This is a genomic window from Mesorhizobium sp. B2-3-12 (genome assembly GCF_006442205.1).
In the GTDB taxonomy this organism is placed as follows: Bacteria; Pseudomonadota; Alphaproteobacteria; order Rhizobiales; family Rhizobiaceae; genus Mesorhizobium.
Window position 1 is genome coordinate 32,965 of sequence record NZ_VFVR01000006.1, and the last position, 22,100, is coordinate 55,064.

Annotated in this window: 28 protein-coding genes; 14 read left to right on the plus strand and 14 right to left on the minus strand. The window is 63.1% G+C overall.

The annotated features are described in order from the left end of the window. Positions 1-31: 31 nt before the first annotated feature. Both FJ948_RS17970 and FJ948_RS17975 read right to left on the minus strand, forming a co-directional pair. The gene (locus FJ948_RS17970; protein WP_140706683.1) at positions 32-1,099 is read right to left on the minus strand and encodes an aldo/keto reductase; all 1,068 of its coding nucleotides are present in this window, start codon (positions 1,097-1,099) and stop codon (positions 32-34) included. 118 nt (positions 1,100-1,217) lie between these two features. Then, positions 1,218-1,679, minus strand: coding sequence for a hypothetical protein (locus FJ948_RS17975; RefSeq protein WP_140707287.1), 462 nt, complete (start codon positions 1,677-1,679; stop codon positions 1,218-1,220). Positions 1,680-2,064: 385 nt separating this feature from the next. Here FJ948_RS17975 and FJ948_RS17980 point away from each other — a divergent pair, with 385 nt between their 5' ends. Beyond that, a complete protein-coding gene (locus tag FJ948_RS17980) occupies positions 2,065-2,229 on the plus strand; it encodes a hypothetical protein (RefSeq protein ID WP_140706685.1) in 165 nt (54 codons plus the stop codon). A gap of 53 nt (positions 2,230-2,282) precedes the next feature. On the opposite strand, the gene FJ948_RS17985 is transcribed toward FJ948_RS17980, so the two are convergent. After that, positions 2,283-2,789, minus strand: coding sequence for a DUF1993 family protein (locus FJ948_RS17985; protein WP_140706687.1), 507 nt, complete (start codon positions 2,787-2,789; stop codon positions 2,283-2,285). Between the two features lie 139 nt (positions 2,790-2,928). Here FJ948_RS17985 and FJ948_RS17990 point away from each other — a divergent pair, with 139 nt between their 5' ends. Then, a complete protein-coding gene (locus FJ948_RS17990) occupies positions 2,929-3,972 on the plus strand; it encodes a DUF1176 domain-containing protein (RefSeq protein WP_140706689.1) in 1,044 nt (347 codons plus the stop codon). Between the two features lie 18 nt (positions 3,973-3,990). On the opposite strand, the gene FJ948_RS17995 is transcribed toward FJ948_RS17990, so the two are convergent. Genes FJ948_RS17995 through FJ948_RS18025 form a run of 7 tightly spaced genes read right to left on the minus strand, consistent with a single transcriptional unit; the run spans position 3,991 to position 10,332 of the window. After that, positions 3,991-4,884, minus strand: coding sequence for an alpha/beta hydrolase (locus FJ948_RS17995; RefSeq protein WP_181173709.1), 894 nt, complete (start codon positions 4,882-4,884; stop codon positions 3,991-3,993). A gap of 32 nt (positions 4,885-4,916) precedes the next feature. Continuing rightward, positions 4,917-6,527: a molybdopterin-binding/glycosyltransferase family 2 protein gene (locus tag FJ948_RS18000; protein WP_140706691.1), complete on the minus strand. Its 1,611-nt coding sequence runs from the start codon at positions 6,525-6,527 to the stop codon at positions 4,917-4,919. Beyond that, positions 6,524-7,228 (minus strand): XdhC family protein, encoded by a 705-nt coding sequence (locus FJ948_RS18005; RefSeq protein WP_140706693.1) that lies wholly within the window; start codon positions 7,226-7,228, stop codon positions 6,524-6,526. Before FJ948_RS18005 ends, FJ948_RS18000 begins: the two co-directional genes overlap by 4 nt. Positions 7,229-7,235: 7 nt before the next feature. Continuing rightward, a complete protein-coding gene (locus FJ948_RS18010) occupies positions 7,236-7,574 on the minus strand; it encodes an XdhC family protein (protein ID WP_140706695.1) in 339 nt (112 codons plus the stop codon). A 22-nt stretch (positions 7,575-7,596) separates the two neighbouring features. After that, positions 7,597-8,874 carry a VWA domain-containing protein gene (locus FJ948_RS18015; protein WP_140706697.1) on the minus strand — a complete coding sequence of 426 codons (1,278 nt, stop codon included), beginning with the start codon at positions 8,872-8,874 and terminating at the stop codon, positions 7,597-7,599. A gap of 4 nt (positions 8,875-8,878) precedes the next feature. Continuing rightward, entirely contained in the window at positions 8,879-9,808 is a 930-nt protein-coding gene (locus tag FJ948_RS18020) for a MoxR family ATPase (RefSeq protein ID WP_140706699.1), read from the minus strand. Next, positions 9,805-10,332 (minus strand): flavin reductase, encoded by a 528-nt coding sequence (locus FJ948_RS18025; protein ID WP_140706701.1) that lies wholly within the window; start codon positions 10,330-10,332, stop codon positions 9,805-9,807. The genes FJ948_RS18020 and FJ948_RS18025 overlap by 4 nt, the downstream gene beginning before the upstream one ends. A 180-nt stretch (positions 10,333-10,512) precedes the next feature. Between FJ948_RS18025 and FJ948_RS18030 the strand changes: the two genes are divergently transcribed. Together FJ948_RS18030 and FJ948_RS18035 are read left to right on the plus strand one after the other, a co-directional pair. Further along, positions 10,513-11,586, plus strand: coding sequence for an ABC transporter substrate-binding protein (locus FJ948_RS18030; RefSeq protein ID WP_140706703.1), 1,074 nt, complete (start codon positions 10,513-10,515; stop codon positions 11,584-11,586). After that, on the plus strand, positions 11,586-12,608 hold the full coding sequence (locus FJ948_RS18035) for a P1 family peptidase (protein ID WP_140706705.1): 1,023 nt from the start codon (positions 11,586-11,588) through the stop codon (positions 12,606-12,608). Before FJ948_RS18030 ends, FJ948_RS18035 begins: the two co-directional genes overlap by 1 nt. 12 nt (positions 12,609-12,620) lie before the next feature. Here FJ948_RS18035 and FJ948_RS18040 read toward each other — a convergent pair whose 3' ends face one another. After that, on the minus strand, positions 12,621-12,875 hold the full coding sequence (locus FJ948_RS18040; protein WP_140706707.1) for a DUF2171 domain-containing protein: 255 nt from the start codon (positions 12,873-12,875) through the stop codon (positions 12,621-12,623). 149 nt (positions 12,876-13,024) lie between these two features. On the opposite strand from FJ948_RS18040, the gene FJ948_RS18045 reads away from it, so the two are divergent. The 3 genes from FJ948_RS18045 to purB are packed head-to-tail and all read left to right on the plus strand — an operon-like array spanning position 13,025 to position 15,639. After that, on the plus strand, positions 13,025-13,750 hold the full coding sequence (locus FJ948_RS18045; protein WP_140706709.1) for a DUF2259 domain-containing protein: 726 nt from the start codon (positions 13,025-13,027) through the stop codon (positions 13,748-13,750). Between the two features lie 56 nt (positions 13,751-13,806). Further along, positions 13,807-14,271, plus strand: a complete 465-nt coding sequence (locus tag FJ948_RS18050; protein ID WP_140706711.1) for a hypothetical protein — start codon at positions 13,807-13,809, stop codon at positions 14,269-14,271. A 60-nt stretch (positions 14,272-14,331) separates the two neighbouring features. Then, on the plus strand, positions 14,332-15,639 hold the full coding sequence (purB, locus tag FJ948_RS18055) for an adenylosuccinate lyase (protein ID WP_140706713.1): 1,308 nt from the start codon (positions 14,332-14,334) through the stop codon (positions 15,637-15,639). A 196-nt stretch (positions 15,640-15,835) separates the two neighbouring features. Here purB and FJ948_RS18060 read toward each other — a convergent pair whose 3' ends face one another. Then, a complete protein-coding gene (locus tag FJ948_RS18060) occupies positions 15,836-16,648 on the minus strand; it encodes a VOC family protein (RefSeq protein ID WP_140706715.1) in 813 nt (270 codons plus the stop codon). 243 nt (positions 16,649-16,891) lie between these two features. Here FJ948_RS18060 and FJ948_RS18065 point away from each other — a divergent pair, with 243 nt between their 5' ends. Beyond that, on the plus strand, positions 16,892-17,446 hold the full coding sequence (locus FJ948_RS18065; protein ID WP_140706717.1) for an alpha/beta hydrolase: 555 nt from the start codon (positions 16,892-16,894) through the stop codon (positions 17,444-17,446). Here the strand turns inward: FJ948_RS18065 and FJ948_RS18070 are convergent. Continuing rightward, on the minus strand, positions 17,443-18,237 hold the full coding sequence (locus FJ948_RS18070; RefSeq protein WP_140706719.1) for an HpcH/HpaI aldolase/citrate lyase family protein: 795 nt from the start codon (positions 18,235-18,237) through the stop codon (positions 17,443-17,445). The two genes, FJ948_RS18065 and FJ948_RS18070, sit on opposite strands and share 4 nt — an antisense overlap. 110 nt (positions 18,238-18,347) lie before the next feature. Further along, on the minus strand, positions 18,348-18,668 hold the full coding sequence (locus FJ948_RS18075) for a DUF1476 domain-containing protein (protein ID WP_010909104.1): 321 nt from the start codon (positions 18,666-18,668) through the stop codon (positions 18,348-18,350). A gap of 276 nt (positions 18,669-18,944) precedes the next feature. Between FJ948_RS18075 and purC the strand changes: the two genes are divergently transcribed. The 6 genes from purC (at position 18,945) to FJ948_RS18105 (ending at position 22,098) form a co-directional block, all read left to right on the plus strand. Next, a complete protein-coding gene (gene purC, locus FJ948_RS18080) occupies positions 18,945-19,739 on the plus strand; it encodes a phosphoribosylaminoimidazolesuccinocarboxamide synthase (protein WP_013532127.1) in 795 nt (264 codons plus the stop codon). Positions 19,740-19,782: 43 nt separating this feature from the next. Next, positions 19,783-20,025 carry a phosphoribosylformylglycinamidine synthase subunit PurS gene (purS, locus tag FJ948_RS18085; protein ID WP_140707290.1) on the plus strand — a complete coding sequence of 81 codons (243 nt, stop codon included), beginning with the start codon at positions 19,783-19,785 and terminating at the stop codon, positions 20,023-20,025. Between the two features lie 19 nt (positions 20,026-20,044). Continuing rightward, positions 20,045-20,299 (plus strand): hypothetical protein, encoded by a 255-nt coding sequence (locus FJ948_RS18090; RefSeq protein ID WP_140706721.1) that lies wholly within the window; start codon positions 20,045-20,047, stop codon positions 20,297-20,299. Then, the gene (purQ, locus tag FJ948_RS18095) at positions 20,296-20,964 is read left to right on the plus strand and encodes a phosphoribosylformylglycinamidine synthase subunit PurQ (RefSeq protein ID WP_140706723.1); all 669 of its coding nucleotides are present in this window, start codon (positions 20,296-20,298) and stop codon (positions 20,962-20,964) included. The genes FJ948_RS18090 and purQ overlap by 4 nt, the downstream gene beginning before the upstream one ends. A 64-nt stretch (positions 20,965-21,028) precedes the next feature. After that, on the plus strand, positions 21,029-21,694 hold the full coding sequence (locus FJ948_RS18100; protein WP_140706725.1) for a glutathione S-transferase family protein: 666 nt from the start codon (positions 21,029-21,031) through the stop codon (positions 21,692-21,694). Continuing rightward, positions 21,691-22,098, plus strand: coding sequence for a hypothetical protein (locus tag FJ948_RS18105; RefSeq protein WP_140706727.1), 408 nt, complete (start codon positions 21,691-21,693; stop codon positions 22,096-22,098). Before FJ948_RS18100 ends, FJ948_RS18105 begins: the two co-directional genes overlap by 4 nt. Positions 22,099-22,100 lie beyond the last annotated feature (2 nt).

The following is a 22,100-nucleotide window of genomic DNA, read 5'->3' on the forward strand; positions in this document are numbered from 1 at the left end:
TGCTGTTCGACAATTCCGCTTCCCGGCCCGGTCACGGGCAGGGATTGCCGACCCTCTGGTGAATGGCATCCACTGCCTTTTGCATCTCTTCGGTCCAGACGACATCCACCGAGGACAGCGCCATTTCCAGCTGCGACACGGTTGTCGCGCCGACGATGTTGGAGGTCACGAAGGGCCGGCTCGAGACATAGGCATTGGCAAACAGCGCCGGCTCCAGGCCGAAAGAGCGCGCCAGCTCATTGTATTCGCGCAGCACTTCGGCGGCATTGGGCGTCTCATAACGCTGACCGCGGTTGAACAACTGCGAGCGCGAGCCCTGCGGGCGGGCGCCGTGATCGTATTTGCCGGTCAGATAACCCTGCGCCAGCGGAGAATAGGCAAGCAGAGACACCCCCTCGCGCTCGCAGACCTCCGCAAGGTTCACCTCGAAGGTGCGGTTGACGAGATTGTAGGCGTTCTGGATCGACGCAACGCGGGGACCGATGCCCTTGTCCGCTTCGGCGAGGTAGCGCATCGTGCCCCAGGAACTCTCGTTGGAGAGACCGAAATGGCGGATCTTTCCCGCCTTCACCAATTCATCGAATACCGCAAGCGTCTCGGCGATCGGCGTCTCGGCCGCCGGAGCGCCGACAGAATCGGCACGACGCGCTACCGCCCCGACGCGCGTCGGGTTGGCGCCCCAGGGGATGTCCCGCTCCGGCCAATGAATTTGATAAAGGTCGAGATAGTCGGTGCCGAGCTTGGCCAGCGACTTGTCGATGGCATCAAGGATATCGGCCCGCACCAATTGCGAGGGCCGGTCACCGCGAAACCAGCGGTTGGCGGTGCGGCCGACGACCTTGGAGGCAAGGATGACCTTGTCGCGATTGCCATTGGCCTTCATCCAGCTGCCGATAATCTTTTCGGTTCGCCCCTGCGACTCCTGCTTGGGCGGGATCGGATAGAGTTCGGCGGTGTCGATGAAATTGACGCCACGCGAGAAGGCCAGGTCCATCTGGGCATGGCCCTCGGCCTCGGTGTTCTGCTGACCCCAGGTCATCGAACCAAGGCAAATCTGGGTAACAAGGAGATCGGTCCGACCGAGACGGCGTTTGTGCATGGAATTCTGCTCCGGAGGAAAGCATGCGCGGCTGCGCGGGGAGGAAATGGCATCTTATAGGAAAAGCGGGGACGCTCTCCAAGCCTCGCCTGGCCGACTTTTGCGTGAGCCGACGCGATTAGCGGCGTGCGGCGGCCACGGCGCGGCGCTTGGCCTCGTCGATCAGCATGTTGGCAACCTGCATGCGGATCATCGCGCGCTGGCGCAGATGCGGGGCAACGCGGTCTGGATGGTTGGTGAAAGCAAAGCTGCGCCGCATGCGACCGAAATCGGCAACGCTCTTGGAGGGATCCAGCCCCAGTTCGACCGCGATCGATTCAGGATCGATCGGCGGCAACTTTTCTTCCGGCTTCGGCTCTTCGCCGGCCAGGGCCAGCTTTGCATGGTCGAGCAAGGCGGCGAACTCGGCCGCCAGATCGGCGCCTGCTTCGCGATAATCGGCGGCGGACACCTTGATGCGGCCCGAATGGAGTTCGTCGGCGACCGAGAGATAATCGAACGGAATGGATGGGCGCGCGCCGGTCTCTTCGCCCTCAATGCCGTCGCCCTTGTCGGAGGCGACGAAAAGGTCGTCGAGCAGCGAGGCGAAATCCCGCTTGGCGCCGGTAACGATATCAGCCTCCCCGTGCTCGGACTGTCCAAGGCCTGAACATAGAACCGGCTCGTTAAAAATAAATGCCACCGGTCTTGAGAATTTGCCCGTTGCAGAGTGTCGCTGGCCGAGCCGCGGGTAAAAGCCGGACTGCATTTTCATGCAGTCCGGAAATTCGCCAGGAGTGGCGAGGAAAAACTGGCCATGAGCCAGCATCGAAGCCTACGATTGGCGCGGCGCAAGAGTTTCACGGGGCCGCAAAAAAATTTTATGAAAATCATACGAGCATGGCAGGCATGCAAATGCTGCACTGCACAATTGTCACGACTCGCCTATATTGTCGGACGTGGAGGATCAACCAGGAGCCTGAATCATGGGTTTCTTCACGGAAATGTTCGCCCGGCCCCGCCCGCAGGAACATCAGAAATACCGCGCCGCCCTTGCGCTGCTTCATTCGATGAGCAATGCCGAGCGCGCCGACATCGGCATCAAGCCCGCCGATTTCCCGCGTATCGCCCGCGAAATGTCCATCCGCTAGGATGCATTACACGAGATGCCCCGGATCGATCCGGGACATCTCGAACTCATGCCTCAACGCGATCCCAGGAAGGTCGCCTTGCCCAGCGGCACGCCATTGTGGCGAAGGATGTCGTAGGCGGTGGTGAGGTGGAAATAGAAGTTGGGCATGGCCACATGCAGCAGGTACTGCATGCCGCCCAATGTGGTTTCCCGGCCTCCCAGCTTCAACTCGATCATCCTGTCGTCCGACCCCTCCATATCGGCGGCCGAAAAAGTCGCCAGAAGGGCGACGGTCTTGGCGATCCTCGCTTCGAGGTCGGCAAAGCTTGCCTCATTGTCCTCGTATTTCGGCACTTCGCGGCCGGCCAGCCGTGAAGGCGCGCCCTTGGCATGGTCGGTCGCGATCTGCACTTGCCGGGTCAAGGCGAACATGTCGGGCGCAAGCCGCGCCGTCAAAAACACCTGCGGGTCGATCTTGCGGTCAAGGGCATTCTGTTCTGCTGCCGCAAGCACACTGGAAAGTGCTTTCAACCTGGCTGAAAAAACGGGCACGGATGCCTCATACATCGATATCGTCACGTCAAATCTCCTGTCCGGCCGAACGCCGGCGCACAGGAGGTGCGCCTTCAAACACGATTCTTCAAGCGTCACCGACGCCGCGTCACCACGTCGCCGCAATCGCCGTGGTAGAATCTTCGTTATCGAGCGGAGATTCCCGATGAGACGCGCCCTTCTCGCAGCGACTGCCCTTCTCTCCCTTGCCAGCCAAGCGGCATTGGCCGCCGATACGCCCGAAGCGCCCTATGTCGATGATCGCTCCAGCGCCGAGGCGGTCGTGCGATCGCTCTACAGCGCCATCAACCGGCACGAATTCGCCCGCGCCTGGGGCTACTACGGAGATACAAAGCCGGCAAAGGATTTCGATGCGTTCGTCAAAGGCTATGACGGAACCGATAGGGTGGAGGTCAAGACCGGCGCTGTCTCGGACGATGGCGCGGCGGGCAGCATCTATTACAACGTCCCGGTCGCCATCCAGGCAACCGACAAGCAAGGCGAGGCGAAGGTTTTCGCCGGCTGCTACACGCTGCGCCAGGTGAATGCGCAGAACCAGGCAGCGCCGCCTTTCGATCCGATCCACATCGAAAAAGGCGCGCTGAAACCTTCCACCGCGGATTTCGACGAGGCGTTGCCGCCAAGCTGCGGCGACGGTCCGCCGCCGCCGAAGAAGGATACCGCGCTGGAGCAGGCCAAGAAGGTTTTTCTGGCGACCTATGGCGACCAGTGCGACAAGGACCGTCTGGCCAATGAGCCGGAGGTCTTTTCGATCAAATACAAGGATAAAAATGCCCAGCCAGGCGATCCGGACAGGGAAACCCGCCTGTTCCATTTCGCCTGCTCGGCCGCCGCCTACAATGAAAGCTCGGTCTACTATATGACCGATGAGGTGGACGGTGTCAGGCAATTGCAGTTCGCCGAGCCGGAGACAGACATACGATACGAGAACAACGACAGCAACGGCAAGCTGTTGAGCGTGACGGTGATCGGCTTCCAGACCACGGGTTGGGCCACCAATTCAGACTATGACCCCAACGCCCACACCATCACCACGTTCAACAAATGGCGCGGTATCGGCGATGCCTCGGACTCCGGGACATATCTCTTCCGCAACGGCGATTTTTCGCTGGTCCAGTACGATGTCGACGCGTCTTATGACGGCGAGGAAAATCCGCAGACGATTGTCGACTACAACACCGCGCCATAGAGCGTTCACATGTCGGCTTTACGGCGCTTTCGACAGCATCCAGTTGAGCGTGCCGCGCCAGTCGACCATGCGGATCGGCGTGCCGTGTGTGCCGGTTTCGAAGCGGACGAAGCGGGTCGGATAGGTCTTTGATTTGGCAAGGATGGAGCGGAAGAACGCTTCCTGGTTGGCCACGGGAAAGACCACGTCATGACTGCCCTGGCCGAAGAACACCGGCACGCGACGCTTGAAGGCGGGACTGGCAAGAAAGCTCTCGTCCCATAGCGATCCAAGCAGCAGCAACCCGTCGATGCGCCGACCCGTGTCGTTGAGTGCGGCAAGCTTCCAGCACAGCGCCCCACCCATCGAGCCGCAGGCGACGAAGATTTTCGCGCCCGGGGACTGTTGCCCATAGTGATCGATCAGTGCCGCGACCTGTGCGGCACCCTTGTCGCCGAAATCTGGAAAATCCGGAGAGATATAGAGCCCGCCATTGCCGGCCACCAGGTTCTTGAGCCGGTTGAAATTGCCACCGAAGGTGAAGTCGTCGACGCCTTGCTTGCGGCTGCCGCCCTGGCCGTGCAGATAGAGCACGATGACGGCGGCGCCTAGCGTCTTGCCGACCGCGACATGCCTGACATCGCCGGCATCCGTCTTCAGCATCAGATCCTGCTGCACCTTGCGCACGCCGGTGTCGGTGTACTGGGCGCGCACGCGCTTTTCCGGCACCTCGTCACGCTGGTTGATGTCGCGCATCTCCCGGTAGTCGAGGACGGTGTAGGCGCCGTTGCTGTCGGATGAGAGCGTCGCCGGATAGGCGAAAAGATCATCCTTGAAGGGTTTTAGTTCGAGCGAATTGGCATGGACGGCAACGCTAAGAGCAAACGTCGCGACCAGAAAGGCATGAGAAGCGGAAAGAGCACGAAAAGCCATTCCCGAGGCATGCGGAATTCAGGCCGGCTTTGTCAATCCTGCAGCACGCCGCCGGCGCCTTGGAGGGCCTCACGAGTGTCGACATCGAGGGAGGCGCCCTCGCCGATCTCGACATCGATGACATCGAGCCCCTCGGCCTCGACCAGATGGCGCGCGCCGGTATCGCCTTCGAGATGGGCGACGGCCGAAAACAACGAACGCGGCAGGAGCACCGGATTGCCGCGCCTGCCTTCATGCGAGGCGCGAACGACGCAATTGCCGCCGGCCGCGCGGAACGCATCGATCAGCCGGTCGAGGTCGCCGGGCGCCACGCCCGGCATGTCGCCAAGGACGATCATTGCACCGGCGACGTCTTGCGGCAGACAGGCAATACCGGCCTTGAGCGACGTGGACAGGCCGTCGGCAAAGTCGGGATTGTCGGCGAAGGTGATTTCGAGGCCTGACAATGCCGCGCGCACCCGCTCGCGCTGATGTCCGGTGACGACCACCGTGCCCGAGGCCTTCGAGGCGAGAGCGCGTTCGGCGGTGCGGCGCACCAGCGGCTGGCCGTCGAACAGCGCCATCAGCTTATTCGGCCCACCCATGCGGCTCGACCGACCCGCGGCCAGAAGCACGATGGCGACCTTGAGCCGGCTTTTGACCGGCAGCGGCTCGCGCGGCTGCGGCCGTGTCGGAATTTCCATCAGCAAGCCGCCGACACCCATGCCGGCGATGTCGCCCGCCGTGACGTCGAGGCCGGCAATCAACCGGTCGAGCACCCAGTCGAAGCCGTTCTCCTTGGGGCTGCGGGCGCAGCCAGGCGCGCCGATGACGCGCTTGCCGCCGAGCGTGCCCAGCACCAGCAGATTGCCGGGATCGACCGGCATGCCGGCGCGGACAACGATCCCTCCGGCCCGCTCGATCGCCGCCGGAACGACATCGGCGAAATCGCTCATGGCGGAAGCGCCGAAGATCACCACCATGTCGTTGTCGTGCGCGAGTGCGATGGCCGCCTCGGCGACAGGGGCGATCTCATGCGGCGTGCGGCGCTCCGCCGTCAGCCTGCCGCCCGAGCGCGCCAGCCGGGCTTCGGTGACGCGTAGCGTCTTGTCGAGCACGGTTGGTTTGGTGCCCGGCAGCACCGTCTGGATGACGCCGACACGCAGCGGCCGATAGGGGTTGACGGCAAAGACCTCGCCGCCGGCGCAGATCTTCATCACGGCGTCGACCAGCGACGAGGCGACCGCGAAAGGGATGATCTTCACCGTCGCCACCATCTGATCCTTTTCGACCGGCGCATGCTGGGCCAGAGTCGCAACGGTGATAGCGGGATCGACGGCATTGATGGCGTCGATGACAGCGGCATTGACCGTGAAGATGCCGGCCGCCTTGGCGTGGAGATTGACCCGACCGGTAGCGGCGGGCCTCGCTTCGATGCCGCCAAAAATCATGCTCTGCGCAATTCTTTGCGCCGCGGCGTCCTCGCCGAGATCGTTTGGGGCCAGCACGGCGGCGACAACCTGGGTGATACCCGCCTTCTTGAGCATGGAAACGTCTTCGGCGCTCAACCTGTGCGCCTTACGGAACCGCTTTTCGCCGGCGATGGTGGCATGGGCAAGCACCGCCCCCTCGGCCGCCTCTATCGGGATCGGACCGAATTTCACGCCGCCGCGCCCTTCGCATCCAGACCGCGCGAGCGGAAGGCAAGGATGGTCTGCGCGAGAATAGCGACGGCGATCTCGGCCGGGCTTGCCGCCCCGATATCGAGCCCGATCGGCGCATGGATACGCGCGATCCGGTCGGCGCTCGCGCCCAGCGCCAGCAGGCGCTCGACGCGCTTGGCATGCGTCTTGCGGCTGCCAAGCGCCCCGACATAGAAGCAATTGGCGTCGAGTGCCGCCTTCAGCGCGAAATCATCGATCTTCGGATCGTGGGTGACGGCGGCGAGCGCGGTGTAAGCGTCGAGCGGCTGGCGGTTCAATACGTCTTCCGGCCATTCGGCATGCAAGGCGACATCGGGGAAACGGTCCGATGTGGCAAAGGCGGTGCGCGGATCGATGATCTCCAGGGGATAGCCTGATATCCGGGCCATCGGCGCCAGAGCCTGGCTGATGTGGACGGCGCCGATCACCACCAGGCGTGGCCGCGGCAGATGCGCGTTGAGAAAGAAAGTCCGCCCTTCCGCCTCGACGGAACCGGAATTGCCGGAGCGAAACGCCTTGGCGATCGCCGCTCCAAGATCGCCGGCGACCTGATCACCCTCGCGCACGATGCGATCGCGACCATCACCGAGATCGGTGACGAGGATCGCCGCGCGGCGGGCGCGTCGTTCGGCGTTGAGGGTTTTCAGCGCATAGGGATCCATTGGGAAATCAGCCTAATCTTTCCACATACACCTTGATGCGGCCGCCACAGGACAGGCCGACCTGCCAGGCGGTCTCGTCGGCTACACCGAACTCCAGCATCCTCGCCTCGCCGGAGCCGATGACGTCGACCGCCTCGGTCACGACAGCGCCCTCGACGCAGCCACCTGAAACCGAACCGTGGAAATTGCCATCGGCATCGATCACGAGATGGCTGCCAACCGGGCGCGGCGCCGAACCCCAGGTCTCGACCACGGTCGCGATAGCGACATCCTTGCCCTCCTTCATCCAGGCTTCCGCGATGATCAGAGGATCGCGGGCCTCATCGAGATAAAGACTGTCGCTCATTGTTGCTTCTCTCAGGGTTTGTTTATCCAAGGCGCCGGGAAAACATATGGCTATGCGGCGCGCCTCGCGCCAGCATCATCCACCGGCGCGGATCGACCGAAAGCGCCGATTTCTTGTCCAGCGAGGCGCAGAGATCGGCGAGCGCGTCGAGATTGTGCACCGAACGGAATTCGTCGACATGCGGCAGCATCGCCTTGACGCCCCGGGCGCGCGCCTGAAAACCGTCGAAACGCAGCAATGGGTTCAGCCAGATCAGCCGTCGGCAGGATTTGTGCAGCCGCTCCATCTCCTCCGACAAGCCCACAACATCGTCGCGCTCAAGCCCGTCGGTGATCAGAAGCGCCACCGCGCCCTGCCCCAGCACGCGCCGCGACCAGACAAGGTTGAACTCGGCCAACGCATCGCCGATGCGCGTGCCGCCCGACCAATCCTTGACCGCCGCCGAGCAATCGGCAAGCGCTGCATCGGGATCACGGTGGCGCATCTGCCGGGTCAGGTTGGTCAGCCGCGTGCCGAAGACAAAGGTATGCACGCGCCGGCGCTTTTCCGTCAGCGCATGCAGGAAATGCAGGAAGATGCGCGTGTACTGGCTCATCGAACCGGAAATGTCGGCCAGCACCACCAATGGCGGGTGGACTTCGCGGACCGAGCGGAATTTCGGCAGGATTAATTCGCCGCCGGTACGTGCCGCTGCGCGCATCATGGCGCGCGGATCGATGCGGCGGCCATGCGCATCGGCCTTGAAGCGCCGGGTCCGCACCATGTCCACAGGCAGCCGCAACGCCGCGATCGCCTTCCTGGCATCGGCCATTTCGGCTGCGTTCATCTGCGCGAAATCCTTGCCCCGCAACAGTTCGTTGCCGGAGAAAGTGAAGCGGGCGTCGACCTCGATCTCCGGGATTTCCTGTGTCGGCCGGTTTTTCTGATGACCTTCGAACATCGCCTGGCTGACGCGGTTCTCAGCCGCGCGCGGCTTCTGTTTTTCCCTGGTGTCGGGCGCCACCGGCGAGAACATCGCCAGCAGTTTCTCGATCAGTTCGCGCGATTTCCAGAACAGCCTGAAAGCTTCGTCGAAGACGGCATGATCCTCCTGCCGCGAAACCAGCACGGCGTGCAGGGTCCAGTAGAAATCGTCGCGCGAGCCGATGCCGGCGACGAGCACCGCCTCGATCGCATCCTTGACCGACGCCGGCCCGACCCGCATACCGGCCTTGCGCAAGGTGCGGGCGAAATAGACGATTTTGTCGGCGATCCGGCCATCCGCCGTCGCCTCTCTGGGGTCGGGACGCGGCGCCGGCATCCCGCTACTCCGCCGCCGCGAGCTCGGCCTTGACCTCATCGAGGATGCGCCGGCCCTCGCCCGTGCCGATGCGAGCAATGTCGTCCTGGTATTTCAGCAATACGCCGATCGTGTCGGACACGGTCTCCGGATCGAGCGCCACCTTGTCGAGCTCGGTCAGCGCGCCGGCCCAGTCGATGGTCTCGGCGACGCCCGGTACCTTGAACAGCTCGATCTGGCGCAGCTTCTGGATGAAGGAGACCACCTCGGCCGAAAGCCGCTGGTTGGCCCGAGGCACCTTGCGGCGCACGATCTCCAGCTCGCGTTGCGCATTGGGATAGTCGACCCAGTGATAGAGGCAGCGCCGCTTCAGCGCGTCGTGGATCTCGCGCGTGCGGTTGGTGGTGATGATGACGATCGGCGGCTCTTCCGCCTTGATGGTGCCGAGTTCAGGCACCGTCACCTGGAAGTCGGAGAGGATTTCGAGCAGGAAGGCCTCGAAGGCTTCGTCGGTGCGGTCGAGCTCGTCGATCAGGAAAACCGGGGCCGCACCCGCCTTGCCGGTCAGCGCATCGAGCACCGGCCGGCGGATCAAGTACTTTTCGGAGAACACATTGCGCTCCATGGCGGACCGGTCGACCTTGCCGGCGGCCTCCTCCATGCGGATTTCGATCATCTGCGCGGCGTAATTCCACTCATAGACGGCCGAAGAGACATCGAGCCCTTCATAGCACTGCAGGCGGATCAGCCGGCGGCCAAGCGCATGCGCCAACACCTTGGCGATCTCGGTCTTGCCGACGCCGGCCTCACCCTCGAGGAAAAGCGGCCGTTGCATGCGCAGCGAGAGGAAAAGCACCGTTGCCAGAGACCGGTCCGCGACATAGTCCGCGCCGGTCAGGAGATCGAGGGTCTCGTCGATCGTCCGCGGCACGGCGCGCGGTTTCAAGTCGCTCATTCCTTCTCCGTGGGTGCGGCTGCCCCACTTTCCAGGACGTGGTAGCCGCGCGCGTGATAGATCAGCGGCCGCAAATTATCGCCCATGCGCAAGCCTGTCACCTTGCCAAAAAGCACACGATGGGTGGCCAGGTCCTTGGTGTCGATCAGTTCGCAGTCGAACACGGCGAGCGCGCCCTTCAGCGTCGGCGCGCCGGTGGAAATCACGTCCCATTCGCCGAGCGCGAAGCGCTCTTCGACCGGCAGGCCGGTCATGCCGGAGAATCCAATCGACAGCGGCTCCTGGTGCGAAGCCAGCGTGTTCAGCGCAAATCTGCCGTTCTTCACGAACAGCTCATTCTTGGCATTTTCACGATTGAGGCAGACCAGAATGGTCGGCGGCGTGTCCGATACCGAACAGGCCGCGATTACCGTCGTGCCACGTTTGCCGGCGGGGCCATCGGTGGTAACCACATGGACGTGACCGGCAAAATGGGCCATCGCGTCGCGATAGGCCTGCGGTCCGATATCGTTCTTCTTCAGCACTGGAAGTTTTCCATGGCCATTGTTCGCCTGACATATATGGCCAGACATGACAGGCCACAAGCGAAGTGCTTGGCCCATATCCGGAATTCGCGTGTTGCACCAAGGCCGGGCAGCCTTTAGGTCTTGGCGGGAATTGGCGCTCGCGCGATTGCAGCGGGCTTGGAGGGACGGTTCGGCAGGATGCGATCGGGGGCAACGATATCCGCGGCAGTGGCCTGGCTGTTGCTGAGTGGCGCCGCCGGCGCCCAGACGCTCACGATCGGCGTCGCCGCGCCCCTGTCGGGACCATCGGCCATCCTTGGCAAGCAGATCGAAGCCGGCGCCGGGCTGGCAGCGGAAGCAACCGGCGTCGAACTCAAGACTGTGGATGACGCCTGCACAGGCGACGGCGGCGCCGCGGCGGCCAGGGGGTTCGCCGCAGCCAAGGTCGATGTCGTGATCGGCTTCCTCTGCACGGAAGCGATCGAAGCCGCCATGCCTGTCCTGAAGGACGCCAACATCCCGGTCATCACCGTCGGCGTGCGAACCGAAAGCCTGACCGACCGCCGCGCCAAGACCGGCTGGCCGGTCTTTCGCCTGGGGCCGCGCGGCGATGACGAGCGTAACGCCGTCGCCTCCTCTCTCACCAGGCTGTGGCAGAATGAGCTGTTCGCCATCATCGACGACGGCACAATCTATGGCCGAGAAATGGCGGAGACATTTCGCGCCGCAGCGGAGCAGGCAGCACTCAAACCTGTTTTCGTCGACACGTTCCGGCCGCAGCTCGACAACCAGATCGGCCTCGTCGGCCGGCTGAAAAAGGCCGGTGCCACGCATGTCTTTGCCGGCGGCGACGGCGACGACATCGCCATCATGGGGCGCGATGCCGCCCAGCTCCAGGCCGGCATCGTCCTTGCCGGCGGCGAAAACCTGCGCACGCCGCCCGGCGATGTGCCTTATGCAACGGGCACGCTGATGATCGCGCCGCCGGAATGGGCCGATGTCGCGGACCCAAAAGTGCTGGAAAGCTTCTCCGCGCAAAAGATCGTGCCGGACGGCTATACTTTGCCGGCCTATGCGGCGGTCGAGATCGCCAAGGCGGCGGCGGTGGACGCTGCAGGCTCCGGCAAACCGCTGACCGACGCGCTCACCGGGCATGATTTCAGGACGGCGATCGGGCCGGTCCGCTTCGACGCCAAGGGCGACCTCAGCCAGAGCCCCTACCGCGTTTTCCGCTTCAACGGCACAAGCTTCGTGCCCCTGGAAAGCAATTGATGTTCCGAACCGGCCCGCGCAATCTGATATCGGACGTTGCCGGCTTGCGCGTCGGCAATGCTTCCGATGCCAGGCTGAAGTCCGGCGTGACGACCGTGCTTTGCGACGAGCCGGCGGTGGCGGGTGTACAGATCCTGGGCGGCGCACCCGGGACCCGCGAGACGGATCTGCTGGAACCGCACAATTCGGTCGAGGCGGTCCATGCCTTGGTGCTGTCGGGCGGTTCGGCTTTCGGCCTCGATGCCGCATCCGGCGTGCAAGCCGCGCTGCGCGAGCGCGGCATCGGCTTGGAGGTGGGCGGCTTTCGCGTACCGATCGTGCCGGCGGCGATCCTGTTCGACCTGCGCAATGGCGGCGACAAGGGCTGGGGCCGCTATCCGCCCTATCGCGATCTCGGCTACGAATCGGTCGAGGCCGCCGCCGTCGATTTCCAGCTCGGCACTGCCGGCGCCGGTACCGGTGCACTAACTTCGGGCCTGAAGGGAGGCCTGGGGTCCGCCTCGACGCTGCTGGACAGTGGCGTCACCATCGGCGCACTGGCCGCCGTCAACCCCACCGGTTCGGTGACCGTCGGCCGCAGTCGCCATTTCTGGGCAGCGCCCTTCGAAATCGGCGATGAATTCGGCGGGCTCGGCTATCCCTCGCCCATGCCGGACGACGCGAAGTGCATCTTGCTGAAATACCGCGACAAGCAAATCGGACAACAGGTGGAAACCGGCGGCAACACGACCATCGCTATCATTGCCACGGATGCGGTCCTCACCAAGGCCGCGGCAAAACGACTGGCGATTTCGGCGCATGACGGCTTCGTTCGCGCCATCTGGCCGACGCACACGCCGGCCGACGGCGACCTTGTGTTCGCGCTGGCGACCGGAAAGAGCGGAATTGAACTCACGGCCGACGCTGCGGTCGATCTCTACGCCGCCGCCGGGGCCACAATGGCGCGCGCCATCAGCCGTGGCGTGTTCGCCGCGACGCCAGCCGATAATGATCTGTTCCCGGTCTGGTCGTCGCGCCGCTAGCCGGAGCCCTTCTCAGACAGGATCGGATTTTTCTTCCTCGAACGTCACCGCGACGTCCGAATTCGCGGACAACCACACCTTCTTGCCATCGACCTCGGCAACCAGGGCCAGGGAAATATAGTGGTGGTGGCCCTTGTGAGAGCCCTCGCCGCTGTCGGCCTTGGTCAGCTTGATGCGCTGGCCATCGACCTTGTCGACGGTGCCGATATGCACGCCGTCGGCGCCAACGACTTCCATATGCTCACGAATCTTGCTGGTGTCGGTCATGTCAGATTCTCCATTGGGGTGGTTTTCCACTGGGAGTGCCGACAATAACAAATGACGAGCCGATTGGATGCATCGGCTTTGGCCCGCACGACGTTTTGATTTCATCGTGCTAGGGATTGAACCGATCAGGGCTGCCGGAGTGAAACCCGATGCGAATGCTTTTCCTGTTTGCCGTTTCACTGGCCGTGCAGTTCGCGGCGTCGGTCGGCGCGCAGGCAGGCGATGTCGCCGAGCTCGAAATCCTTGGCTTCACCAAGGACGGCGGGGTGTTTGCCTTCGAGGAATACGGCGTTCAGGACGGGTCGGGCTTTCCCTACGCCAACCGCTATTACGTCGACACGGGCAATGACAGCTTTCTCAAGGGCACGCCGATCAGGGTCCGGCTCGACGATGAGAACGCAACGCTGGACGCCGCCCGCCTCCAGGCCCGCCAGAAGGGCGAGGCTGTTGTCAGCCAGGCCGAGCTCAGCGCCAACCGGGGCATCACCGCCGGTTTCAACCCGGTGACCGAGCTTTCGGCCGATCCGCATCGCATCGCGGTCAACCCTCGCCCGATCTTCCCCCCGGTTGATCAGCCGCTCGAGTTCCGGCTCGACGAGATCGGCATGAACAACACGCAAGGCTGCGACAGCCAGGGCGAGATCAACGGCTTCCGGCTGCTGCGTATCGAGGCGCAGGATGGCGGCACCACCAAATTGCTGCATGAGGACAAAGCGATCCCCAAGAGCCGGGGCTGCCCGACCGGCTACCGCATCGGCGCGGTACAGACCTTCTCGAGGGACAGCCTCAGCGCCTACGCGGTTCTGATCGCGGTGCGCCAATATGGCTTCGAGGGGCCGGACTTTCGCTGGATCGCCGTGACCGGCCGGCTGTGACAGAGCTTGTCCAACCCGTAAGGCGCAATCGCGCCCTGGGCCGCCTTCGCGACGCGATGCCGACACCGCGCACGGCACTTCTCGGCGCCATGCTGTGGGCTGCCACGATGGCCTCCAGCGCACTCGTCAACCTGCTGCTGGACAATTGGGTGACGCCGGGCAAGATCCGCACCGTGTCGCTGCTGTTCGCGGCCGGCGGCACCCTGGCCTTTCCGGCTGGCCTGTTCGCGGCGCGGCTGGTCTCGCTCGGAAGAGGCGCCGAGGTCGCCTTCGCCGCGGCGTTGGTGTGCCTTGCTGGCGCAACGATCGGCCTGACCGCCGGGCTGTATGCCCTGCAATACCGGTCCTATTATGCCGAATGGCATGCGCCCACATTCACCCTCACCTGGGCTTTTCAGCTCGCCTTCACGATGGCGGTGGCGTCCTACCAGTTCGTGGTACTGGGCATCCGGCTCTATTTTCCGCTTGGTTTTGTCGCCTTGTTCGCTGCCGGCCTCTGGTTTGCGCGGCATCAGCGTTGAGCATTCGGTCCGCCTCTGTTAGGACGCGGACAAATCCCTCCGACACATCAGGACTGACCGATGATCCCTCGTTATTCCCGGCCGGAAATGGTCGCCATCTGGTCGCCCGAAACCCGGTTTCGGATCTGGTTCGAAATCGAGGCCCACGCCTGTGACGCGCTGGCCGAACTGGGGGTCATCCCCAAGGAAGCGGCCAAAACCATCTGGGAAAAGGGAAGCGCGGCGGAATTCGACGTCGAGAAGATCGATGCGATCGAGCGTGTCACCAAGCATGACGTCATCGCCTTCCTGACCCATCTTGCCGAATTCGTCGGGCCGGATGCGCGCTTCATCCACCAGGGCATGACGTCGTCTGACGTGCTCGACACCTGCTTTGCGGTGCAACTTACCCGCGCCAGCGACATCCTGCTCGCCGACATCGATACCTTGCTTGCCGCGCTCAAGCGCCGCGCCTTCGAACACAAGGATACCGTCACCATCGGCCGCAGCCACGGCATCCATGCAGAGCCGACCACCTTCGGCATCAAGCTGGCGCAGGCCTATGCCGAATTCTCGCGCTGCCGCGAGCGGCTGGTGCACGCACGCGAAGACATTGCCACATGTGCGATTTCAGGGGCGGTCGGCACCTTCGCCAACATCGAACCCTATGTCGAGGAGCATGTGGCGGCGAAGCTTGGTCTGAAGCCTGAACCCGTATCGACGCAGGTCATTCCGCGCGACCGCCACGCCATGTTCTTCGCCACGCTCGGCGTCATCGCCTCGTCGATCGAGCGGCTGGCGATCGAGGTCCGGCATCTGCAGCGCACCGAAGTGCTGGAAGCTGAAGAGTTTTTCTCGCCAGGCCAAAAGGGCTCGTCGGCGATGCCGCACAAGCGCAACCCGGTGTTGACCGAGAACCTCACCGGCCTTGCCCGCATGGTGCGCTCCATGGCGCTGCCGGCGATGGAGAATGTGGCGCTCTGGCACGAGCGCGACATCTCGCACTCCTCGGTCGAGCGCATGATCGGGCCGGACGCCACCGTGACGCTCGATTTCGCGCTGTCACGCCTGACCAGCGTCGTCGACAAGCTGGTCGTCTATCCCGAGAACATGCTGAACAACATGAACAAGTTCCGCGGCCTGGTGCATTCGCAGCGCGTGATGCTGGCCCTGACGCAGGCCGGCCTGTCGCGCGAGGACTCCTACCGGCTGGTGCAGCGCAACGCCATGAAAGTATGGGAACAAGGCGCTGATTTTCTTGAGGAACTTCTGGCCGACAAGGAAGTGACCGCAGCGCTACCCGAAGCCGAGATCCGCGAGAAATTCGACCTTGGCTATCACACCAAGCACGTCGACACGATCTTCAAGCGGGTGTTCGGAGAAATTTAGCCCTCTTCTCCCCGTCACTATACGGGGAGAGGTGCCGGCAGGCGGATGAGGGGCGGCACCAACGTCGGCGGCTAAAGTTACCCATGGCATTGTGTCAGACACGATAACCTTGCACCCTCGGCGCCGCCCCTCGTTGCCCTGCCGGGCATTTCTCCCGGTATAGTGACGGGGAGAAAGAAGCTGTGGTGACGTACAATCACGCCTTGCCAGGCACGGTCCTGATCACCGTGCCCCAGGGGTCCTCGCGGATGATTTCGCTGGCCACATTGTCCGAACGCATCTCGACCCAGGCGAGACCGGACCGGCTCGGATCGCGACGGCCGGCGCCGGCGCTCTGCCAGGCATTTGCGCCGATGTGGTGGTGGTAATGGCCTGACGACAGGAACACCGCCTGGCCGCCATATTTGGCCACGGTATCGAAGCCGAATTCCTGGTTCCACCAGGCCTCCGCCTCTTCCGGCCTGCCGACGCGCAGGTGGACATGGCCGACAATGCTGTTTTCCGGCGCACCCTGCCACCCCGCATCGCCGGCCGGCACTTCGGCGACGACGGAGGGAATGTTCATCCGCTCGGTCGCCATGGCGATCTTGTCGCCGTTCCATTTCCAGTCCTGCGGGCGGCGGTCGGCATAGATCTCGATGCCGTTACCCTCGGGATCGGTCAGGTACAGCGCTTCGCTGACCAGATGGTCGGAAGCCCCCTCGATGGCGATCTTGTCTGAAATGGCATGGTTGATCCAGCGGCCGAGATCGGCACGGCTGGGCAGCAGGAAGGCCGTGTGGAAGAGGCCGGCGCCGCGCGGATCGTCCGGCTTGGCCGAAGTATCCGGTTCGAGAACCAGCAGCGGACGGTTGGCGGCGCCGAGCGTGATCGCGCCATCGGCGCGGCTCAGTTCCTGCAGGCCGACAACCCGGCGGTAATAGGCCGCGAGGCTCTCGGCATCACGCGCCTTCAGCCCGACCCTGGCAACGCTCACCGGCGTGGTGGCGGCAAATGGCAGTTCGCTCATCATTGTCTCCGTTGCGGCGACGTTTCGCGAAGCTCCCAAAGCCAGGAGTCCCGTGGCGCCGATTATCGTACGTCGTGTCAGCGCCAAAATACCGGTCCTCCACGGCTGTTTCTTTCCCGACAGAGATCGTCGATCTTCATCGTTCACACAAGACGGCGAAAAGCGAACATGGTGTTCACCGTTACGAACGGAGCTCGTCCATCAACGGTTGCATGAGGCAATCGCGCTCGCTATCTCAGCGCCATGAAAGTCAAAGACGCAGATATCCTGATCGTTCCCGGCTACACCAATTCCGGGCCTGAGCATTGGCAGACGCGCTGGCAATCGAAACTGTCGACGGCGCGGCGCGTCGAGCAGGCCGAATGGTCGAAGCCCGTGCGCGAGGACTGGACGGCGAGCGTCGCCAAGGCGGTCAACGAGGCCGAGAAGCCAGTGGTCATCGTTGCTCACTCACTGGGAGTGGCCGCGGCCGTACAGGCCATTCCGCGGTTCCGGAAGCCGGTCGCCGGCGCCTTCTTCGTGGCGCCGCCCGACGTCGCCAATCCCAAGATCAAGCCGAAGCATCTGATGACCTTCGGCCCCTATCCGCGCGAGCCGCTGCCGTTTCCATCGATCGTGATCGCCAGCCGCAACGACCCGTTCTGCCCTTTCGACGTCGCCGAAGACATTGCCGGAGCCTGGGGTTCGCTGTTCATCGATGCTGGCGAGACCGGCCATCTCAGCGAGGATTCAGGCTTCGGGCCGTGGCCCGAGGGGTCCATGACCTTCGCCAAGTTCCTGACCGACCTGAAGGCTTAGGGAGGTGGTCGCGCCGCGTCAGCGTCGATGGAATCCTTGATGCCCTTGAGCAAGGTCTTTGCCCCCAGTGAAATCAGCGCATGCTCGGAGCCCGTGGCGAGCAGGCGGTAGCCCATCGACACGACACGGCCTGATATAGCCGGTTCGACGACATAGATGGCCGCATGCTTGCCGGCTTTACGGGTGCGCTCGGCAACCGAGGCCACTGTCTCCATCATGCTTTCGAGCGTCGAATTGACTGTCGCGCCGTTCGACCAGGCGATCGAGAAATCGGATGGCCCGAGGAAGATGCCGTCGATGCCAGGCGTGTCGAGGATGCCGTCGAGCGCATCGAGCGCGGCGCGTGTCTCGACCATCGCAAAAGCCATGGTGCGTTGATTGGTGTCGCGCAGCCATTCGGCATGGTCGCCCTTGCCATGCCGGGGGAAGGCATAGGTCGGGCCCCACGAGCGCTCGCCGAGCGGCGGATATTTCATGGCGGCGGCGAACAGCTTTGCATCGGCCACCGAGTTGACCATCGGCGCGATGACCGCTTCGGCGCCGAAATCGAGAGCCCGGCTGGCCATGTCGAAACGGCCGACGGGAATGCGCACCAGCGCCGGCTTGTTTGCGGCGAGCACGGGCACGAGACCGCGCAGCACGCTGTCCTCATGATGGCCGCCGTGCTGCATATCGAGCGTGACCGCGTCGAAGCCCTGTTTGGCGAGGATCTCGACGGTCAGCGCGTCCGGCACGCCCGACCAGGCGGTGACCAGCGTTTCGTCCGCGGCAAGACGGGACTTCAGGGACATCTAATCTCTTTCCTTGTTGACGTCGGCAGTTTCAGCCGGAAACCGCCGCAAAGGCAAAGAAAAACCGCCCGGCTTGGCCGGGCGGTCGATTGGTCCAGGAGGAGGCCGGATCAGGTGTTCTTGATCTGCTCGATCGCCTGCGCCATCAGCTCGTCCATGGTGCGGCGAATCTGGTGATCGGACTGTTCGACGCCGGCGGCATCGAAATCCTTGCGGATCTTGCGGAACACGTCATGGTCGCCGGCTTCCTCGATGTCGGAAACAACGACTTCCTTGGCGTAGGCGTCGGCATCGGCGCCGGACTTTCCGAGCTTTTCGGCTGCCCACAGGCCAAGCGCCTTGTTGCGCCGCGCCGAGGCCTTGAACCGAAGCTCCTCGTCGAATGCGAATTTGCGCTCGAAGCCCTCTTCGCGGTCTTTCATGCTGCTCATGGCGTCCCTCCGGGTCAAATCCGATTCGTTGGCAGGTGAATATGTGTGTTGCCGAAGCACAAACCAAAAGGTCGCGGGCCGGTCAATATGCTTCGTCATATGCTGCGCTGCGGCATTTCAGTCCCGAAAGCGGTTGATTGGAAGGATTTGCCGATTGAGCAAACGATGTGATTGGGATAGACCCGGCATTGAACGTCACCGTCGCCGCACTAATTCAGGCGGACGGACAGGAAGTGGTCGCTTACCGCCTGCCCGCAAATCCAGAGAAAAATTCAAATGAAAAATCGCCGCCGCATTTATGAAGGCAAGGCCAAGATCCTCTATGAGGGCCCCGAACCGGGCACGCTGATCCAGTTCTTCAAGGACGACGCAACCGCGTTCAACAAGAAGAAACACGAGGTCATCGACGGCAAGGGCGTGCTCAACAACCGCATTTCCGAGTACATATTCAATCATTTGAACCGCATGGGCATTCCGACCCACTTCATCCGCCGGCTCAACATGCGCGAGCAGCTGATCAAGGAAGTCGAGATCATTCCGCTGGAAGTGGTGGTGCGCAATGTCGCCGCCGGTTCGCTGTCCAAGCGCCTTGGCATCGAGGAAGGCACCGTCCTGCCGCGCTCGATCATCGAATTCTACTACAAGGCCGACGCGCTCGACGATCCGATGGTGTCGGAAGAGCACATCACGGCGTTCGGCTGGGCAAGCCCGCAGGAGATCGACGACGTCATGGCGCTAGCCATCCGCGTCAACGATTTCCTCTCCGGCCTGTTCATGGGCGTGGGCATCCAGCTCGTCGACTTCAAGATCGAGTGCGGCCGCCTGTTCGAGGGCGACATGATGCGCATCGTCGTGGCCGACGAGATTTCGCCGGACTCCTGCCGCCTGTGGGACGTGGCGACGCAGGACAAGCTCGACAAGGACCGTTTCCGCCGTGACATGGGCGGCCTCGTCGAGGCGTACCAGGAAGTCGCCCGCCGCCTCGGCATCATGAACGAGAACGAGCCGCCGCGCCCCACCGGCCCGGTGCTTGTCGCCTCGACCGACGGCCTCAAAGGCAAGCCGCACTGATAGCGGCTTGCGCCCCAATATCCGGAACAGGAGCATGTCCAGCGTGATCAAGGCCCGCATTACCGTCACCCTCAAGAATGGCGTGCTCGACCCGCAAGGCAAGGCAATCGAACACGCGCTGTCGGGACTGGGCTTCGATGGCGTCGGGCAGGTGCGGCAGGGCAAGGTGTTCGACGTCGAACTGGCTGAAAGCGACAAGGCCAAGGCCGAGGCCGATCTCAAGGCCATGTGCGACAAGCTGCTGGCAAACACGGTGATCGAGAATTATAGTGTGACGCTTACCTGAGGTTGTGTCAGAGGGGCTGGTGGCCGAGATAGATGGAAGCTTGATATTTGAAGTCCTCAGATCCATTCAATCTGGGTTGGACAGGATGGATTTGACGCTCGGAGAGGTAAAATCCGAGCTTGGCTCCATCCACGGTCATCTGATAGCCACCGAGAGTGACGTGAAGAACATCTATGGCGTGCTCGCTCGCCAGGATGATCGGCTGGAACATATCGAACGCCGTCTCGACCTGCGCGAGCTTGCCGAAGCACAAAGGCCTTACGAACCAAAATGAAAACAGCCGTCGTCCTTCTCCCCGGCCTTAATCGCGACCGCGACATGATCGCGGCGCTGACCAAGATTTCCGGACAGGCGCCGGCAACCGTCTGGCAGACTGATACCGAGATCCCCGATGTTGACCTGATCGCCATTCCAGGCGGCTTTTCCTTTGGCGACTATCTGCGCTGCGGCGCGATCGCCGCGCGCATGCCGGTGATGCGGGCGGTCGCCGAAAAGGCGGCCAAGGGCGTGATGGTGATCGGCGTCTGCAACGGCTTCCAGATCCTGGTCGAGGCGGGACTGCTGCCGGGCGCCCTGATGCGCAACACCTCGCTGAAATTCGTCTGCCGGCAGGTCAAGCTCGAGATCGCCAACGCCAACACCATGTTCACCCGCCGCTACCAGCCTGGCCAGATCATCCGCTCGCCGGTGGCGCATCATGACGGTAATTATTTCGCCGACCCCGACACGCTTGCCCGCCTCGAAGGCGAAGGCCAGGTGGTGTTCCGCTATGCCGAAGGCACCAACCCGAACGGCTCGATCAACGACATTGCCGGCATCATCAACGAACAGGGCAATGTGCTCGGCCTGATGCCGCATCCCGAGAACCTGATCGAAGCAGCCCATGGCGGCAGCGACGGCAGGGCGTTGTTCGAAGGTGCCCTGGGCATTGCCGCTTGAAGTTTGCAACCGCAACCTTAAGAATTGCGGCAATTCAAAATCATAACGTGAGGGAGACACGGTCATGAAACTCTATTCGCGGCCGCTGTCGCCCTACTCGTCGATCGTGCGGGCACTGGCCTATGTCAAGGACGTGCCGCTCAAGATCATCGCGCCGCCGCCGGGTTTTCCGATCCCCGAGGAGTTTCGCGCCATCTCGCCGCTGAACCGGATTCCGGTTCTGATCACCGGCTCGGGCGAGACGATCGTCGAATCGGTGGTCATCGCCGAATATCTCGAGGAGCGGTTTCCCGAACCCGCGCTGCTGCCGCCCGACTCCAAGGACCGCGCGCTGGTGCGCATGTTTGCCCGCATCGTCGATCTCGATGTGCTGACACCGACGATGAAGCTTTTCGAGCTGCATTTCGTGCCGAAGCGCAACACTGCCGAGATCGACGCCCAATTCACCCGTCTCCACCATGGGCTGGCGGCCATCGAGGCACGCATGGCGCAAGGCCCCTTCGCACTCGGCAGCGACATCAGCTTCGCCGATGCCTGGCTGACGCCGACGCGGTTCATCTTCAACAATTTCCGCGCCATGACGGGTCGCCACGACCTCATCGAGGCCTATCCCAAATTCGATGCCTATCAGCAGATCGCCTCGCAGCATCCTGCCTTGTCGCGGGTATGGGGCGAGATGAACGACGGCCTGAAGATCTTTCTGTCCGAACTCGAAATGGGTGCCGCTTGATCAAGAACAGGACGATCGCCCTGATCGCCATGTCGGGCCTGGCCTTGGCATCGTGCCAGTCGAGCCCCAAGAGCACGCCCGTGCCGTCGGGCAAAAGTGCGGCGCTGCTGGCCATGGAACAGGTGGCGATCGCAGCCCACAAATGCTGGATCGCCAGCAAGGATCCGGCCTTCAAGCAATATCAGATGGCCAATGAGCTGAATTCGTTCAGCGGCACGCCGCGTTTCCTCTTGGTGCCGGCCAAGCATTATGGCGGCAAGCCGTTGCTGGTCGTGCAGGCGCAGGGCAATTCAAGCCGCGTCGACGTCTTCGGACCGCTGATGAACGACCCGCTCGGCGCGCGCATCAGCTCTGATATCGCGCGCTGGCAGGCGGGTAATCCGGCCTGCGCGGCCACGGCCTGAGC